This is a genomic window from Collinsella sp. wc0529 (assembly GCF_046116875.1).
Lineage (GTDB): Bacteria > Actinomycetota > Coriobacteriia > Coriobacteriales > Coriobacteriaceae > Collinsella.
This window is the reverse complement of record NZ_JBJXBO010000001.1, coordinates 148,687-166,302: the sequence shown is the minus strand read 5'-3', so window position 1 is coordinate 166,302 and position 17,616 is coordinate 148,687. Positions and strand designations below refer to the sequence as shown.

Annotated in this window: 10 protein-coding genes; all 10 read left to right on the top strand. The window is 59.5% G+C overall.

The features are described 5' to 3' along the window. Positions 1-4: 4 nt before the first annotated feature. Positions 5-655: a tyrosine-protein phosphatase gene (locus ACKUTP_RS00655; RefSeq protein ID WP_022094060.1), complete on the top strand. Its 651-nt coding sequence runs from the start codon at positions 5-7 to the stop codon at positions 653-655. Positions 656-694: 39 nt separating this feature from the next. Next, complete coding sequence (locus tag ACKUTP_RS00650; protein ID WP_117786114.1) at positions 695-1,195, top strand: GNAT family N-acetyltransferase; 501 nt, start codon at positions 695-697, stop codon at positions 1,193-1,195. A 202-nt stretch (positions 1,196-1,397) separates the two neighbouring features. Further along, positions 1,398-3,422 (top strand): molecular chaperone HtpG, encoded by a 2,025-nt coding sequence (htpG, locus tag ACKUTP_RS00645; protein ID WP_225094224.1) that lies wholly within the window; start codon positions 1,398-1,400, stop codon positions 3,420-3,422. A 326-nt stretch (positions 3,423-3,748) separates the two neighbouring features. Next, positions 3,749-6,514 (top strand): YhgE/Pip family protein, encoded by a 2,766-nt coding sequence (locus tag ACKUTP_RS00640; RefSeq protein WP_409063301.1) that lies wholly within the window; start codon positions 3,749-3,751, stop codon positions 6,512-6,514. Then, complete coding sequence (locus ACKUTP_RS00635; protein WP_409063300.1) at positions 6,515-8,704, top strand: YhgE/Pip family protein; 2,190 nt, start codon at positions 6,515-6,517, stop codon at positions 8,702-8,704. Positions 8,705-8,905: 201 nt separating this feature from the next. Continuing rightward, complete coding sequence (locus ACKUTP_RS00630) at positions 8,906-9,889, top strand: DMT family transporter (RefSeq protein WP_409063299.1); 984 nt, start codon at positions 8,906-8,908, stop codon at positions 9,887-9,889. A gap of 115 nt (positions 9,890-10,004) precedes the next feature. After that, complete coding sequence (locus ACKUTP_RS00625) at positions 10,005-11,297, top strand: M20 family metallopeptidase (RefSeq protein WP_409063298.1); 1,293 nt, start codon at positions 10,005-10,007, stop codon at positions 11,295-11,297. Between the two features lie 123 nt (positions 11,298-11,420). Then, the gene (locus ACKUTP_RS00620; RefSeq protein WP_409063297.1) at positions 11,421-12,725 is read left to right on the top strand and encodes an MFS transporter; all 1,305 of its coding nucleotides are present in this window, start codon (positions 11,421-11,423) and stop codon (positions 12,723-12,725) included. Positions 12,726-13,029: 304 nt separating this feature from the next. Beyond that, a complete protein-coding gene (gene hisS / locus ACKUTP_RS00615; protein ID WP_409063296.1) occupies positions 13,030-14,343 on the top strand; it encodes a histidine--tRNA ligase in 1,314 nt (437 codons plus the stop codon). Positions 14,344-14,682: 339 nt separating this feature from the next. Further along, entirely contained in the window at positions 14,683-17,415 is a 2,733-nt protein-coding gene (locus tag ACKUTP_RS00610; RefSeq protein ID WP_409063867.1) for a phosphoenolpyruvate carboxylase, read from the top strand. Positions 17,416-17,616: the final 201 nt, after the last annotated feature.

Below are 17,616 nucleotides of genomic sequence, written 5' to 3'. Positions count from 1 at the left end.
ACCTATGCGTGACATTCATTGCCATATCTTGCCGGGTGTAGACGACGGCGCCGCCGATCTCGATGAGAGCTTGGCGATGCTCGAGGCTGCCAAGCGGGCCGGTGTAACCAGAATCGTTTGCACTCCTCACTGCCGTGATCCCTATTTTGATTACGACAAGATGTGGGATGCCTTTGAGCTGCTGCGTGATAACGCTGACGGTTTTCCGCTCCAGATGGGCTTCGAGGTCAACCATCGAAAGCTCGTTGAGCTTGGTATCGATGCCGCGGAGCACTTGCATTTCGATGGGACCAACGAGTTTCTGCTCGAACTTTCGACGCATGCCGATGCGTATGCGTTTAGAGAGTACGAGAACACGATTTACGATTTGCAGTGCCGTGGCTACCAGGTGATCATCGCTCATCCTGAGCGCTATCGTGCGGTTCAAAAGGATGTAAGCGTGGCGGAGCGTCTGGTCGATATGGGCTGCAAGCTGCAGGCTTCGGCGGACTTTATTGCCGGCGGTCGCTTTGGTCGCGAGAAAAAGCCGGCACAGCGCCTGTTCGATCAGAACCTGTACAGCTTCATCGCGAGCGATGCCCATAACGTGGGTCATTACGACTGCCTGGCGAAGGCTCGCGCGAAGTTTAGTGTGCGCGGAGCTCATTTTCGCTAAAATCTGTCCCTAACGTTCGCATTGAATGAAAGGGCAGCCATGGATATCCAACTTAAGACGGGATGCTTTGATGACGCGGCGTTGGTGCGCCGCGTCGTTTTTATGGACGAGCAGGGCTACGAGAATGAGTTCGACGCTATCGACGAGGATCCAAACTGCATTCATGTGACGCTCTATGTAGACGGCGAGCTTGCCGGTTGCTCGCGCGTGTTTCCCGAAGAGCTTGAGCGCGTGGCTGACGCAGAGGCCCCGGTGTTGCCGGCATGCGACATGGACGAAGGCGTTGCGGCGGGGGAGACCTACATTATGGGGCGCGTCGCCGTGCTGCCGGCTATGCGTCGTCGCGGACTGGCGAGTGCGATCGTGGAGACCAGTGCTTCGTGTGCACGCGATGCCGGCGCCAAGCTTATTAAGCTGCATGCGCAGGAATACGTGCTGCCGCTCTATGTAAAGGCGGGCTACACGCAAATTGCCCCGGTAGATTACGAAGACGAGGGCCAGCCCCATGTCTGGATGGCCAAGCGCGTAGATGGCAGATAGGGACGTTCCTTTTCTGCCGGCAGCTGGGGACACTCCTCGGCAATTGACGCATTGGAGCGCTCGGACATACAGTTTTTCGATTCCGTATGTATATATGCGCGCTATTGGGTTATAAAATCTAAGTCTGAACATAGCAGGTCTGCGATGCGGCTCGGGCAACCGGGCCGTTTTTGCGGACGGGGGTAGCGCGAAAGGACTGCACATGCGTCAATTTAAGACCGAGAGCAAAAAACTGCTCGACCTCATGATCAACTCCATCTACACCAATAAGGAAATCTTCCTGCGCGAGCTTATCTCTAACGCGAGCGACGCCGTCGACAAGCTCAACTTTAAGAGCCTGCAGGATCCGAGCGTCAAGATCAACCAGGGCGACCTGGCCATTCGCGTCTCCTTTGATAAAGACGCCCGCACCATTACCATCTCGGATAACGGCATTGGCATGACCGCCGAGGAGCTCGAGCGCAATCTGGGCACCATCGCCCATTCCGGCTCCGAGGAGTTTAAGACCGAGAACGCCGAGCAGCAGGGCTCCGATGTCGACATCATCGGCCAGTTTGGCGTGGGCTTCTACTCTGCCTTTATGGTTGCCAGCCATGTGAAGGTCGTCAGCCGCGCCTATGGCGAGGATGTCGCCCATGTGTGGGAATCCGACGGTCTTGAGGGCTACACCATCGAGGACGGTGAGCGCGCCGAGCACGGTACCGATGTCATCCTGACGCTGCGCGAGAACGAGAAGCTCGATGCCGACGGCGAGGCCGAGACCTACGATCGCTTCCTGACCGAGTGGGGTCTCAAGAGCCTGATTCAGCAGTACAGCAACTATGTGCGCTACCCGATTCAGATGATGGTGTCCAAGAGCCGCCAGAAACCCAAGCCCGAGGACGCCGGCGACGATTACAAGCCCGAGTACGAGGACTACCAGGAGCTCGAGACCGTCAATTCCATGACACCGATCTGGAAGAAGCGCAGCTCCGATGTCGAGCAGAAGGACTACGACGAGTTCTACAAGTCCACGTTCCACGACTTTGACGATCCTGCGCGCACCATCAGCTTCCATGCCGAGGGCACGCTCGAGTACGATGCCCTGCTGTTTGTGCCGGGCCGCGCGCCGTTCGATCTGTACAGCAAGGATTACGAGAAGGGTCTGGCACTCTACAGCTCCAACGTCCTGATCATGGAGAAGTGCGACGACCTGCTGCCCGACTACTACAACTTTGTCCGCGGCGTCGTGGATTCCGCCGATGTGTCGCTCAACATCTCGCGTGAGACGCTGCAGCAGAACCGTCAGCTCAAGGCCATCGCCAAGCGTGTGGAAAAGAAGATCACCGCCGACCTTGAGGATATGCGTGACAACGACCGCGAGGCCTACGAGAAGTTCTTTGAGAACTTTGGCCGCGGTCTTAAGTACGGCATCTACTCGAGCTATGGCATGAAGGCCGATGAGCTCGCCGATCTGTTGCTGTTCTGGTCTGCCAAGGAACAGAAGATGATTACCCTGGCCGAGTATGCCAAGGGCATGCCCGAGGATCAGAAGGCCATCTACTACGCCGCCGGCGACTCGCGTGAGCGCTTGGCCAAGATGCCCGTGGTAAAGGGCGTGCTCGACCGCGGCTATGACGTGCTGCTGCTGACGCAGGACGTGGATGAGTTCACCTTCCAGGCTATGCGTGAGTACGTTGCCGCCGATATGCCCAAGATCTACGAGGACGATGCCGCCCGCGAGGCTGCCGAGAAGGCCGTGGCCGATGGTGCCGAGCCCGAGGTTGAGGATCGTCACCTGGAGCTCAAGAACGTCGCAACCGGTGATCTTGACCTGGCGACCGAGGACGAGAAAAAGGAGGCCGAGGACGCCACCAAGGAGAACGAGGACCTCTTCAGCGCTATGAAGGAGGCACTCGGTGACAAGGTCGAGAAAGTTGCCGTCTCCGCGCGCCTGACCGATGCCCCCGCTTGCATCACCACCGAGGGCCCGCTTTCGCTCGAGATGGAGAAGGTGCTCCAGAAGGGTCCCGAGGGCGCGCCCGACGGTATGCCCAAGAGCCAGCGCGTGCTCGAGCTCAACGCCAAGCACCCGGTCTTTTCCAAGCTCGTCGCCGCTCAGAAGGCGGGCGACGCCGACAAGATCAAGCAGTACTCCGGTTTGCTCTATGACCAGGCCCTGCTGGTCGAGGGCATCCTCCCCGAGGATCCCGTAGCCTTCGCGGCGGCTGTTTGCAACTTGATGTAGTTCGGGGATACGGCACCGTAACTAGATTAGAACGAGAGTGGATAATCTCCCACTTTTGGCTCGAATGCGGGCTTGAAGTGAGAGATTTTCCACTCTCGTTTCCTTTTGAATGATCCCTCCGTCCCCAAGGGATCATTTATTTGTGCGGGTTGTGGTTTTGTGACCTGCTGAAATTTAAGATACTGTACAACTGTACGTTAACTCATCTTCGTAGTATATTGCTACCCGCAAAACTCAACACCATTGTGCTTTGAGACGTTAAAGCGCCTACTACAATGGTTGTCGATAGTACGATTCGATTTAACGACAGGATGGATGGTCCAAGCGTGAGTCTCGGCAGCAAACTATCCAATGCAAAGGTGTCCTTTGCGATATTTAAGCGCGACATTAAGCGACTGCTTGTGAACCCCGTCGCCCTGGTGGTTACCCTAGGCGTGTGCGTTATTCCCTCGCTGTATGCCTGGTATAACATCGTGGCAAACTGGGATCCGTATGGAAACACCCAAGGCATCAAGATTGCTATCGCCAACAACGATCGAGGCACCCAAAACGACTTGGTGGGTGAGCTCAACGCTGGCGACAAAGTGGTCGACCAGCTCAAGGAGAATCATCAGTTGGGCTGGACGTTCGTCGACTCGACGGCCGATGCCAAGGAGGGCGTCGAGAGCGGCGAGTACTATGCCGCTATCGTGATTCCCAAGAACTTCTCGGATAACCTGGTTTCGATGCTCGACGGCAACTACCATCAGCCCAAGCTCACGTACTACGTCAATGAGAAGAAGAGCGCCATTGCGCCCAAGGTTACCGATACCGGTGCAAACACCATCGAGGAGCAGATCAACTCGGAATTTGTCTCTACGGTAGGCAAGACTGTTGCCGGTATCGCCAAGGATGCCGGTGTCGATTTAAAGGACAAGGCAACCCAGACTCAGGACTCGCTGGCAAGTTCGGTGTCCGAGGCGTCCGACACCTTGGGCGAGGTGCGCGATTCGATTGGCGATATGAATGCCGCCATCGATAAGACGAGTGGCGCTATCGCCTCGGCTGATGCGGCACTTGCCGGCTTGCAAGGCCAGGCACCGTCGCTGACGCAGGCGATCTCCCAGGGCAACGACCTGCTGAGCGAAGCTCGCACCACGGCGGGCAACTCTATCGCCTCGCTCTCCAAGGCGCTCTCGGAAGGCAGCCTTGCGCTCACCAAGACGTCGGCCTCTGCGAACGCTGCCATCGGCAAGCTGACGGGCGCGGTCACATCTACGACCACCCGTATCGACAACTCGCTCGAGTCTCTTCAAGCGACGATCGACCACAATAAGGCCGTTATCGGGCACTTGGAGATTCTCGCCAATGACACGTCGACAGGTTCCGAGGAAATTGACGCGCGCATTGTATCGACCATCGATTTGCTTCGAGAGCAGAATGAAAAGCTTCAGAGCATCAAGGACGGTCTGTCCGCGCAGTCGAGCGCCATGGCGAATGACGCAGCGGCTGTTTCGGGTGCCAGTGACGCTATCAATAACGCAATTCATACCGGTGCGACCAACCTTGGCCAAGCCCAGACGGACTTGGGCCAAAACGCGCTGCCGAAGGCCTCGAGCGCGCTCGACTCTTTTGCTGCCGTTTCGGGCGACCTGACCGGTATCGTCTCGGGTATGACACCTACACTTGCAAATGCGCGCGGCACGTTGGCGCAGCTTAGCGCTACGCTCGGCCAGGCCAAGACCACGCTGTCCCAGACCGATTCCTCGCTTGCCAAGGTCCAGGACAAGCTTGCAACCGCCGCCAATGACATCGCGGCGCTGCAGACCTCCGAGTCCATGGGCGAGCTGGCCGATCTGATGGGCGTCGATGTCAATGACGTGGCAGATTTCATGGCGTCTCCGGTTGAGTTGACGTCCAAGTCAATCTATCCGGTCAAGAGCTTTGGCTCGGGCATCGCTCCCTTCTACACCAATCTGGCGCTTTGGGTGGGCGGCTATGTGCTCATCGCCATTTACAAGCTCGAGGTCGACCGTGAAGGTGTTGGCAGCTTTACGGCGCGCCAAGGCTACTTTGGCCGCTGGTTGCTCATGGTGATCCTGGGCGCGTTGCAGGCCATCATCGTTACGGTAGGCGATCTGGTGATTGGCGTGCAGTGCGTCAGCCCGCTGCTGTTCGTGCTGGGCGGCATCGCCATTTCGTTCACCTACGTCAATATCATCTATGCGCTGTCCACCACGTTTAAGCATATCGGCAAGGCTATCGGCGTCATTCTCGTCATCGTGCAGATCCCGGGTTCGTCGGGCATGTACCCCATCGAGATGATGCCCGGCTTCTTCCAGTGGCTGCACCCGCTGCTGCCCTTTACCTACGGCATCAATCTGCTGCGCGAGACGGTCGGCGGCATGTATTCGTTCAACTACCTGTTTAACCTGTGCATTCTGGGCGTGTTCTTGATCGTGGCGCTCTTTATCGGCCTGCAGCTGCGTCCGCTGCTGCTCAACCTTAACCTGCTCTTTGATAAACAGCTCTCCACGACCGGTATGATGATTTGCGAGTCCAACGACCTGCCGCGCCAGCGCTACTCGCTGCGCACGGCCATGCGCGTCATGCTCGATTCCGATTCGTACCGTCGCGAACTGCTCGATCATGCGGTCGCCTTTGAACATCGCTACCCGTACTACATCAAGGGCGGTTTTGCCGCCGTGGTGGGCGTTCAGGTCCTGCTCTTTGTCCTGTCGACGGTTCTCGATATCGACAATAACGGCAAGATCATCCTGCTGGTCATTTGGATCATCTCGGTTATTGCCATCTGCGGCTGGCTTATCAATATCGAATATATCCGAGCGAGCCTCAATACCCAGATGCGCATCTCGGCGCTTTCGGATGAGGACCTGCGTCGCGAGATGCGCGAACACACGGCCGCCATTCCTGCCGCCCGCCACATGTTTGGCCTCAACGCCAGCGAGCGTGGTGCCAAGGGCGGCGATCAGTCCACGGGCCGCTTGCCGCATATCGGCTCGCACCATAAATCTCAGGGCAGCGACAGCACAGCCACAAATGATGGAGATACCACCGCGCTTGGCAAGCACTCCAAAGGAGGTGAGGCATAAATGGAGAACATCCTGCATCTGTTTAAGCGCGATGTCCAAAATGTGTCTCGCTCCGTGATCGGCTTGGTTGTCGTGATGGGCCTCATTATCGTACCGTGTCTGTACGCGTGGTTTAACATCGCCGGCAGCTGGGATCCGTACGGCAACACCGGCAATCTTAAGATCGCCGTGGTCAACACCGATGAGGGTTACGAGAGCGATTTGATCCCCGTCGAGGTTAACGTGGGCGAAAACGTGACCGCCACCCTACGCGGCAACGAGAGCTTCGATTGGGTTGTGCTCAACAATCGCGAAAAGGCTATCGAGGGCGTTAAGTCGGGCGCGTACTATGCTGCCGTCGTTATCCCCAAAACGTTTAGCACTGACATGATGACGCTTTTCTCGACCGACGTGAAGCATGCCGATATCGAGTTCTACGAGAATCAGAAGGCCAACGCCATTGCGCAGATCGTGACCGAGAAGGGTTCGAGCGCCGTCCAGAGCCAGGTTAACAAAACTTTTACCGAGACCATTACGACGATCGGTCTTAAGACGGTGTCCAGCCTGCTCGATTACATGAGCACCGACCAGGTGGGTAACTTTATCGCCAACCTGTCCTCGACGCTCGGCGATTCGATTGAGGACCTGCGAGACGTTCGGGCAAATGCTTCGTCGCTGGCGGGCATTTTGAGCTCCACGTCCGATTCGCTGACGTCGGCGAGCGGCATGCTCAAGCAGACGGGCACGGTCGATGAGTCAACGAAGCAGCTGATGGAGCATGTCAAGAGCGGTATTAGCGATTCCAAGGAAGCGCTGAAGGACGCCAACGACGCCATCAATGCCGCGATTGACGGAAGCGCGGGCTCGTTTGACAACGTGTCCGCCGAGCTTGCGAAGGCATTTGATGCCGCGAATCAACATGTCGACCTTACAGTGTCCCAGCTCAACGATGCCGCGGCGGCGCTCAACACGCGTGCCGACGATATCGACGCCACGGCCGACCAGCTCCGCAGCTTTGCCGATCAGGTGACTGACGAAAAACTCCAGGACAGCCTCAAGTCTGTGGCAACATCGCTGAGCAGGATTGCTGTGGAGTATCGCAACAACGCCAAGGACTTGACGGCCACCGCGAAGTCTCTCTCTGACAGCATGGCAGAGGTTAATAAGTCGCGTGCCGAGGTCGATCAGGCAATCGCGGATGCCAAGGCTGGTATCTCGGGCGCCAAGACTGACTACGACTCTACGTTTTCGGCCAAGGCAAAGGAGCTCAAGAAGACCATCTCGGGCGTTTTGGATTCGCTGAACGGTATTTCGAACGATCTGGATAGTGCTGTTGCTGGCCTGACCGACGCATCCGGTTCGCTGGCAAAGGGCCTCTCCAAGGCTGCAAAGCTGGTCAACAAGGCTTCTGATCAGCTGGGCGAGGCGTCGGACAAGATCAGTGCGTTTAAGGACGAGCTCGACGGCGCCTTGATGTCGGATGACCTCGCTACGATCAAGACGATGATCGGCAATGATCCCGAGGGTCTGGCCGTGTCGCTTTCCGGCCCCGTCGCGCTCGATCGCAAGCCGGTCTATCCGATCCGCAACTACGGTTCGGCCATGGCACCGTTCTACACGATTCTGTCGCTCTGGGTGGGCTCGATTGTGCTGGCGGCCATGATGAAGGTCTCGGTTGACGATGAGCTTATCAACGAGCTCATCCCCGTGCGCCTGCACGAGATCTACCTGGGCCGCTACCTGTTCTTTGGCGGTCTGGCCCTGCTGCAGGCAACGCTCGTGTGTGCGGGCGACATCCTGTTCTTTGGCATCCAGTGCGACGACCCGCTGCAGTTTGTGCTGGCGGGCTGGGTCGCGAGTCTCGTGTTCTCCAATATCGTCTACACGCTTACGGTTTCGTTTGGCGATATCGGCAAGGCGCTCGCCGTCGTGCTGCTGGTCATGCAGGTCGGCGGTTCGGGCGGCACGTTCCCCATCGAGATGACCGGCCCCGTGTTCCAGGCGATCTATCCGTTCCTGCCGTTCACCCACGGCATCAACGCCATGCATGCCGCCATGGCCGGTGCGTACCACATGGAGTACTGGATTGAGCTAGGCATTCTGGCGAGCTATCTGATTCCGTCGCTGGCACTGGGCGTCGTCTTCCGCCGCCCGGTCATCAAAGCCAACGACTGGATCATCGAAAAACTGGAGTCAACCAAATTGATTTAGTTCAGCAACGTAAACGCCGTCGGAACATCGAGATCTTCCAACCCGATGCTTTAGCGTAGTGAATTGCACGGGCTGCTTGGTTGTTGCTACAGTAGCGGGGCGTGCCGGGGGTCCGGTGCGCCCTGCTTTTATTTGACCATGAGGCGGCACGCAGCCATGCGCGTGCGGACACCACGCCCAGATTGAGCGCGAGGATGCCCTATGGCCCAGCATGCCACTGACAATATCGAAATGATGCCCGATAGCCCTGTTGCTCGCGAGGACCTGGGCGCGGGCGGCACCTCCCGCGGCGCCGGCGCTCGCTCGCCGCTGTTCTGGAAAGTCCTGCTGCTTTCGGTGGCAGTCGTCTGGGGCTACTCCTTTACGACCATGAAGGACGCGCTCGACACCATTCCGGTGTTCGAACTGCTCTACGTGCGCTTTCTGCCTGCGGCGTTGGTCATGTTTTTCATCTTCCACAAGCGCATCATCGCGCACCTCAACGCCCGCAACCTTATCGTCGGACTTGGCATGGGCGCACTTATGTGGGCCGCCTACGCCCTGCAGACAGTCGGTCTGGCGCACACCACGGCGGGCAAGAATGCTTTTTTGACGGGCACGTATTGCATCGTTGTGCCGTTCGCGAGCTATTTTCTGAGCGGCGAAAAACTCACCCGCTATAACCTGGGCGCGGCGCTGCTGTGCTTGGCGGGCATTGGCTTGGTGGCGCTCGATAGCGTTGAATTCAACATCGGTGATGTCATTACGCTGGCGGGTGCGGTCTTTTTCGCCATCCAGATGGCGGTGACTGCCAAGTACGGTCGCAAAATGGACATCAACGTCATCACGTTTTGGATGTTTGTGGGCAACGGCGTGCTGAGCCTGATCTCGTCGCTGTTATTCGAGACCCAAGCGCCTCTGTCCGTGTGGACGCCGAGCTTTATCAGCGCGATGGCGTTTCTCTCGGTTGGTTGCACATGCGCGGCTCTGCTCATCCAAAACGTCGGCTTGGCGCATGTCTCGGCCTCGACGGGCTCACTGCTCCTTTCGATGGAGTCGCCTTCGGGCGTGCTGTTCTCGGTGCTGCTGATGGGGGAGGCGCTCACCTCGCGCCTGCTCGCCGGCTTCGCGCTCATCTTTCTTTCGATTATCTTGAGCGAGACGCATTTCGATTTCTTGCGCCGAAAATCACACCCGCAATTGTAAACAACTTGTTGCGCCGCCCTCCCAGGGCGGCATTTTTATGTCATGCCCTTACAGTTGTACCTTGCACTTTACGCTATCAAAGTGCGTGCTGCAAAAACGTTACTGGAGGGCTTCTATGGCATCAGCTCTGTCCGATTTTCAACCGCAACCAGCGCCCCAGGCCACCGCGGCGGCGCAGGCCGCTATCGGTGACGGTCTTGTCGCAGAAGCTCAGGCTTTTGCAGACGAGCTCGCTGCATGGCGACACGATCTACACCAGATGCCCGAGCTGGGTAACAATCTTCCGCAGACGTCTGCCTATATCCAGGCACGTCTGGACGAGATGGACATCCCCCATACCACGCTAGTCGACGGTTCCTGCGTCGTTGGCCTGATCGGTGCCGGTGCGGCCGCTCAGGGCAATGGCACGTGCAAGGACGAGCAGGCCGGAACGGTCGTCATGCTCCGAGGCGATATGGATGCCCTTCCCGTTGCCGAGGAATCCGGCGAGCCCTTTGCATCCACCAACGGCTGCATGCACGCTTGCGGTCACGATATGCACGCGACGGCGCTGCTTGGTGCGGCTCGTATGCTCAAAGCGCGCGAGGCAGAGCTTGTTGATGCCAACGCTACGGTCAAGTTGCTGTTCCAGCCGGGCGAGGAAACCTTTGAGGGTGCCCGCGCTGCCATCGCCGATGGCCTGCTGCAGAACCCGCGCCCCCAGGCTGCCTTTGCCATGCACGTCAACAGCCAATCGCCGCTCGGCCTGGTGCTCTATGGGAGCCCGGCGCTTTCGGGCGTGTACGGTTTTCGCATCACGCTTCAGGGCAAGGGCGGCCATGGCTCGAGCCCCGAGATTTGCATCGACCCCATCACGGCCGGCGTCCATGTGCATCTGGCGCTTCAGGAGCTCATCGCTCGCGAAGTGCCGGCGGCCAAGGAGGTCGCACTTACCGTCGGTAAGTTTGCTGGCGGCCTGGCGGCCAACGTCATCCCCGACACCTGCGTGCTCGAGGGAACGCTGCGCGGCTTTGATGTTGAGCTCATGGCTCACCTCAAGACCCGCATCGCCGAGGTCGTTAACGGCGTTGCCGCAACATATCGTACGCCGCCGACCATCGAGACGCTTTCGGATGTTCCGCCGCTTGTACTCGACAGCGATATGACCCAGGCGTCGCTTGGCTACGTGGGCGCAGTGCTGCCCAAGGCGGCTTTCTTGCCGCTTTTCCATGCCATGGCGAGTGAAGACTTCGCGCTTATCTCGAGCGAGATTCCGAGTGCGTACTTTACCGTGGGCGCGGCCGTAGCCGACACGGACGAACACTTTGCCCAGCATCATCCCAAGGCGCGCTTTAACGATGCCGAGCTTCCCCTCGGCGCCGCGGCCTATACCGCCGTCGCTTTGGGCTATATCGCCGACCACCGGTAGCACCCAGCCTTGTCTTTCAAGCCTGCGGGCATGGCCGTAAGGCCTATGCCCTTGTCTTTCAAGGCAATCTTGGGCACTACCGGCGCCCGGCGCCGGCTATTCGTTTGTTAAATAAGGAGCAGTATGCCCCAGCAGCGTAAGTTCTTCCCCGGCTGGCTCGTGGTGGCCTCCGGCTTCGTGATCATGGCCACGTGCTACACGATTTTCGTCAACTGCATGAGCCTGTTCCAGCCGCTGATCGTCAGCGACCTGGGCATTTCCCTTGCGCAGTACAACATCTCCAATGCCATCTCCACCGTAGTGAGCGTCGTGGGTTCGCTCGTTATCGGCCATGTTGCCGATAAGGTGAGTGGCCGCGTATTGGGCTCGCTCACCGTTATCGCTACCTCGGCGGTGCTTGCCGGCATGAGCTTTGTCGGTGAGCTGTGGCAGGTCTACGTGCTCTTTGCCGTTTCGGGCTGCTTCGCTGTGGCCTCGACCCGTCTGCTCATTAGCCTGGTGACCGCCAACTGGTTTACCGCCAAACGCGGCCTTGCCATTTCCATCGCACTTTCGGGCTCGGGCTTTGGCGGCGCTATTCTGTCTCCCATCGTGAGCTCGCTTATCGTGAGCGTTGGCTGGCGTTCTGCCTTCCTGGTGCTCGCGGCTATCTGCATGGTGGCGGCGCTGCCCATCACGGCCTATTCCTTCCGCACCAAGCCTTCCGAGATCGGCCTTAAGCCGCTCGGCGAGAACCCAGGCGATCCGTTCGTCTCGACGGCTGGCGACAAGGACGAGCACACGGCGCCCGAGGTTAGCGTCGGCTGGTCTCGTATCAAGAAGAGCCCGGCGTTTTGGCTGCTCGTCGTTGTCTTCCTCTTTATGGGCTTGGTCAATGGCGCCATCCTGCCCAACCAGGTTACCAACATGACGAGTGTTACCGTCAACGGTGCCAAGATCGTCACGGGCGGCCACGATCCCATGTGGGCGGGTACCGTGCTTTCAGTCTATATGGTTACCGTCGTTATTGCCAAGATTTCGCTCGGTGCGATCTACGACCGCTTTGGTCTGCGCTTTGGCAATATCCTTGGCTCCGTTGCGTGCATTATCGCCTGCGTGGCGCTGTGCTTCCCGACGACGGACCTCGGTCCTATTGTCGCCGCTGTGAGCTTTGGTATCGGAACGTGCATGGGCACCATTACGCCCACGATCGCGGCTTCCAAGCAGTTTGGCATGGCCGACCTCGGTAAGGTCACGGGCACCATTACCTCGCTCGAGATGGTCGGTGGCACCGTAGGCGCCATTGTCTCGGGCGTGCTGTTCGATGCCACGGGCTCCTTTGCGAGCACCTGGATCGTTTGCCTGGCGTGCTCCGTGGTCATGCTCGTGTTCCTGTTGGCATCCGAGCCCATCGCCGCCAAGCTGCGCGCGTGCGTGGCGGGGGAGTAGACGTCCGTCGCTCTTTTCTGTTCGCCCCGTTCTGTCCGTGGCCGCCTTGGAAGCCGAATGGATGCTCGTACCATCATTCGGTTTCCAAGGCGGCCACGGGCCTACGAAATGATCCCTTTTCCTCCGTCCCTAACAGATCACGTGATCCGAAGGGGACGGAGGAAAACGGATCACAAACAGCGACGGCGCGTCTGGCCGAACGAGTCCCCATACCCTCGTTCGGTCAGGCGCGCCGCCGCGTTGCTGCTTTGTGCCGTATAATGACCACTACCTATGACGCGATACAAAAGAAAGGTGTTTGCCCATGCAGGCACAGAAGGCGGAGGGAACCCGCGACCTTATCGGCGCCGAGATGCGCGCCTGGCAAAAGATGCAGCAGATCGCTGCCGGCGTATTCGAGCCGTTTGGCTTTAAGCCTATCGAGACGCCCGCGATCGAGCAGGTGGACGTCTTTGTCCACGGTATCGGCCAGTCGACCGACGTCGTGCGCAAGGAGATGTTCCGCGTCTTTAGCGGCGCCAACCTGGAGCGCGTCTTTACCGAGGGTACCGATACCAAGCTCAAGCCCAAGCAGCGCTTGGCGCTTCGCCCCGAGGGCACGGCCGGTGTGGTGCGCGCCGTCGTGGAGAACAACCTGGTGCCTCAGGGCTCCACGCCGTTTAAGGCCTACTACGCCGAGGCCATGTTCCGCGGCGAGCGTCCCCAGAAGGGCCGCCTGCGCCAGTTCCACCAGGTGGGTATCGAGTGGCTCGGCGCTCCCGATCCGGCGGCAGACGCCGAGTGCATCATCATGCTCATGGAGTTCTACAAGCGCCTGGGCTTCGACCTTTCCAAGCTTCGCCTGCTTATTAACTCGATGGGTGACGCCCAGTGCCGTCCGGCTTACCGCGAGCAGGTTAAGCAGTTCATCCTCGATCACGCAGACGAGATGTGCGACGAGTGCCGCGAGCGCGCCGAGCTCAACCCGCTGCGCGCCTTCGACTGCAAGAACGACCATTGCCGCGAGATCATGGCCGAGGCCCCGCTGATGGGTGACAATCTGTGCGACGAGTGCCGCGAGCACTACGAGCAGGTCAAGCGCTATCTGGATGCCGCCGGTATCGAGTATGTCGAGGATCCCACCTTGGTGCGCGGCCTGGACTACTACACCCGTACTGTCTTTGAGGTCGAGGCCCCTGGCGCCGGCGTCGGCTCCATCGGTGGCGGCGGCCGCTACGATGGCCTCGTTGAGCTCGAGGGCGGCAAGCCCACGGCAGGCGTCGGCTTCGCTGTCGGTTTTGAGCGCGCCCTGCTGGCCCTGCAGGCCTTTGGCAGCGACCTGGGTGCCGAGGAGGTCCCGTGCGTCTACGTTGCCAACGCCGGCAAGGAGTTGCGCCAGAACGTCTTCGCCATTACGCAGGAGCTTCGCGCCGCAGGTATCGTGACCGAGGCCGACTATCAGGGCCGTTCGCTCAAGGCCCAGTTTAAGCAGGCCGATAAGGTAGGCGCCAAGCTCATCCTGGTCCTGGGTGGCGACGAGCTTGCCGCCGGCAAGGTCAAGGTGCGCGACATGGAGAGCCATGACGAGGTGCTGGTCGATTTGGCCAACGTCGTCGAGGCGGTTCGCGAGCGCCTGTAGCGCATGATTTTTGAGCTGCGGGCCTGCTAACGTGCCCTGCTCATGGAGAGCGATTGTTACGGGGGTGTTTCGCTTTTATGCGGAATGCCCCCGTTTACGTATGCCGCCCACCGAGAAATACGACCATTTAGGGCAAAAACCCTTGCAATGCAGAAAATACTTTTGTGTGGTAAAGCGCAATCAGTGTCGAAAGTATTTCTCAAGCGCCTATAATGAATACCGCATGTTACGTGCATAGAAGGAGGAATGGGAGGAAACGTGGCTGAGAACCTAAGCAACCAGTCTGTACCCGAAGCCGCGGCGCGCGTCGCTGCCGCGGTCAACCGCCTCGTTAACCGAATCGGCTCGAATGCCGAGTCCAGGGAGCGTCTCGCCGAGATCGAGATCCCCGAGGAGCTGCGCGACAATCTGGCGTTGTTCCTGCGCCTGGAGCGTCGTGTGCTTAGCGAGTATGATCCTGAGATCGCGGACCTGTTCGACAAGATCCTGTCGGCCGAGATTGTGGCCAATGCCGGTAACCCCGGTACCCGCGCTGCCGACGAGGCCGTCGACGAGCAGGGCGTGCCCACCGCCGACGAGCCCACTGCCGTGGCATTTCGTGAGGTCGTCGATCTGATCGACAGCCTGCCGCTCGATAAGCAGCAGGTCATTGTCCGCGCCTTTACGAGCTTCTTCCATCTGGCAAATCTGTCGGAGGAGAACTACCGTGTGGCGCAGCTGCGCGAGCGCGAGGCCGGCGCATCGACCGATACCGAGGTCGATCCCGCCAACGAGCTCACCGTCGCCTATCACCAGTTGGTAAACGAGATGGGCGTCGAGGGTGCCAACGAGCTGCTCGGCAAGCTTGAGTTCCATCCCGTCTTTACCGCGCATCCCACTGAGGCCCGTCGTAAGGCCGTCGAGGGCAAGATTCGCCGTATCTCCAACCTGCTGGAGGAGCGTCCGCGTCTGGGCGGCTCCGACCTGGTGGAGAACGAGCGCCATATGCTGCAGGAGATCGACGCCCTGGTGCGTACGAGCCCCATCGCGCTCAAGAAGCCCACGCCGGTCGAGGAAGCCGATACCATCATCGACATCTTCGATAACACGCTGTTCGACGTTATCCCCGTCATCTATCGTCGTTTTGACGACTGGGTGCTGGGCGACAAGGCCGGTACCGTGCCGCCGCTGTGCCCGGCGTTCTTCCATCCCGGCAGCTGGATCGGTTCCGACCGCGACGGTAACCCCAACGTCACCGCCAAGGTGAGCCGTGAGGTCGCCGCCAAGTACTTTACCCACATGGTGCTCAAGCTCGAGGACAAGTGCCGCCGCATCGGCCGCAACCTGACGCTCGAGGCCACCTACAGCAAGCCGTCTGCCGAGCTCATCAACCTGTGGAACCATCAGGTCGAGATGAGTACCCAGTACACGGCCCGCGCCGAGCTGATTTCCGAGCACGAGCCGCATCGCGCCGTCATGCTCGTCATGGCCGACCGTCTGAACGCCACCGTGCGCCGTATCACCGACACCATGTACCACAGCGCCGACGAGTTCCTGGATGACCTGCGCGTCGTCCAGCGCTCGCTGGCTGCCTGCGGTGCCGTCCGTGCTGCCTACGGTCCGGTCCAGACCATCATCTGGCAGGTCGAGTCCTTCGGCTTCCATATGGTCGAGATGGAGTTCCGTCAGCACTCCGTGGTGCACGCCCGCGCCCTCAAGGATATCCACGAGAACGGTATCCATGGCGATCTGCAGCCCATGACGCGCGAGGTCATCGATACCTTCCGCGCTATCGGCTCCATCCAAAAGCGCTACGGCAAGAAGATGGCGCACCGCTACATCATCTCGTTCACCAAGAGCGCCCAGCATGTGGCCGACGTCTTTGAGCTGGCCCACCTGTCCTTCGCACACGAGGAGGATGTCCCCGAGCTCGACGTGATCCCGCTGTTCGAGCAGCTCGAGGACCTCGAGGGCTGCGTTGACGTGCTCGACCAGATGCTTACGCTGCCCGTGGTGCAGAAGCGCCTTGCCCAGACCAACCGCCGCATGGAGGTCATGCTGGGCTATTCCGACTCCTCCAAGGATGCCGGTCCTACCACGGCCATGCTCGCGCTGCACTCCGCGCAGGAGCGCATCGCCAAGTGGGCCGAGAAGAACGATATCGACCTGGTGCTCATGCACGGCCGCGGCGGTGCCGTGGGCCGTGGCGGCGGCCCGGCCAACAAGGCCGTGCTGGCGCAGCCCAAGGGTTCGGTCAACTGCTTCTTTAAGCTCACCGAGCAGGGCGAGGTCATCTTTGCCCGTTACGGCAACCGCACGCTGGCTCAGCGTCATGTTGAGTCCGTTGCCGCCGCAACGCTTTTGCAGTCGGCCCCGAGTGTCGAGAAGACCAACACCGAGACCACTCAGAAGTTCTGGGATATGGCCGAGAAGCTCAACACCGCAAGCCACGAGCGTTATCTGGACCTGCTGAACACCGAGGACTTTACACCGTGGTTCTCGACCGTGACGCCGCTGACCGAGGTCGGTCTGCTGCCGATCGGCTCGCGTCCCGCCAAGCGCGGCCTGGGTGCCAAGTCGCTCGACGACCTGCGTACCATTCCGTGGATCTTCAGCTGGAGCCAGGCACGCATTAACCTGGCCGCTTGGTACGGTCTGGGCACCGCCTGCGAGCAGCTTGGCGATCTTGACCAGCTCAAGGCTGCCTACCAGGAGTGGCCGTTCTTCCGCACCTTTATCGACAACATCGAGATGTCAATCGCTAAGACCGATCAGCGCATCGCCAAGATGTATCTGCACCTGGGCGATCGCCAGGATCTGTCCGAGAAGGTCTTTACCGAGATGCAGCTCACTCGTAAGTGGGTCCTTGCCATCGTCGGTGACGAGTGGCCGTTGCAGCGCCGTCGCGTGCTCGGCTGTGCTGTTCGCGTGCGTAACCCCTACGTCGACGCCCTGTCCATCGCCCAGGTCCGCGCCCTTCGCGAGGTGCGTATGAACCAGGACGAGATGGCCGAGGAGAAGAAGGCCGAGTACATGAGCCTGATTCTTTCGACTGTGACCGGCGTCTCGGCAGGACTGCAGAACACGGGGTAATCGATAGCCCTGTGGCTCTCACCGGGGCCCGATGGGTTTCCCTCTGAATGCGTCCTCGCACTTGAAGCCCCCTTATCCTGCTCCTTCGGAGCTGCGGATAAGGGGGCTTCGTGCTGCGGAATGCATTCAGAGGGAAACCCATCGGGTCCCTTCGTCCTCGGTCTTCGGGGATTAAAGTTGAGGAGAAGAACGGCGCGCTTC

What these genes read in the sequence shown, in the direction of transcription:
- htpG (WP_225094224.1), top strand. Translation starts at nt 1,398, where the DNA reads ATGCGTCAATTTAAGACCGAGAGCAAAAAACTGCTCGACCTCATGATC.
- ACKUTP_RS00635 (WP_409063300.1), top strand. Translation starts at nt 6,515, where the DNA reads ATGGAGAACATCCTGCATCTGTTTAAGCGCGATGTCCAAAATGTGTCT.
- ACKUTP_RS00650 (WP_117786114.1), top strand. Translation starts at nt 695, where the DNA reads ATGGATATCCAACTTAAGACGGGATGCTTTGATGACGCGGCGTTGGTG.
- hisS (WP_409063296.1), top strand. Translation starts at nt 13,030, where the DNA reads ATGCAGGCACAGAAGGCGGAGGGAACCCGCGACCTTATCGGCGCCGAG.
- ACKUTP_RS00630 (WP_409063299.1), top strand. Translation starts at nt 8,906, where the DNA reads ATGGCCCAGCATGCCACTGACAATATCGAAATGATGCCCGATAGCCCT.
- ACKUTP_RS00655 (WP_022094060.1), top strand. Translation starts at nt 5, where the DNA reads ATGCGTGACATTCATTGCCATATCTTGCCGGGTGTAGACGACGGCGCC.
- ACKUTP_RS00625 (WP_409063298.1), top strand. Translation starts at nt 10,005, where the DNA reads ATGGCATCAGCTCTGTCCGATTTTCAACCGCAACCAGCGCCCCAGGCC.
- ACKUTP_RS00620 (WP_409063297.1), top strand. Translation starts at nt 11,421, where the DNA reads ATGCCCCAGCAGCGTAAGTTCTTCCCCGGCTGGCTCGTGGTGGCCTCC.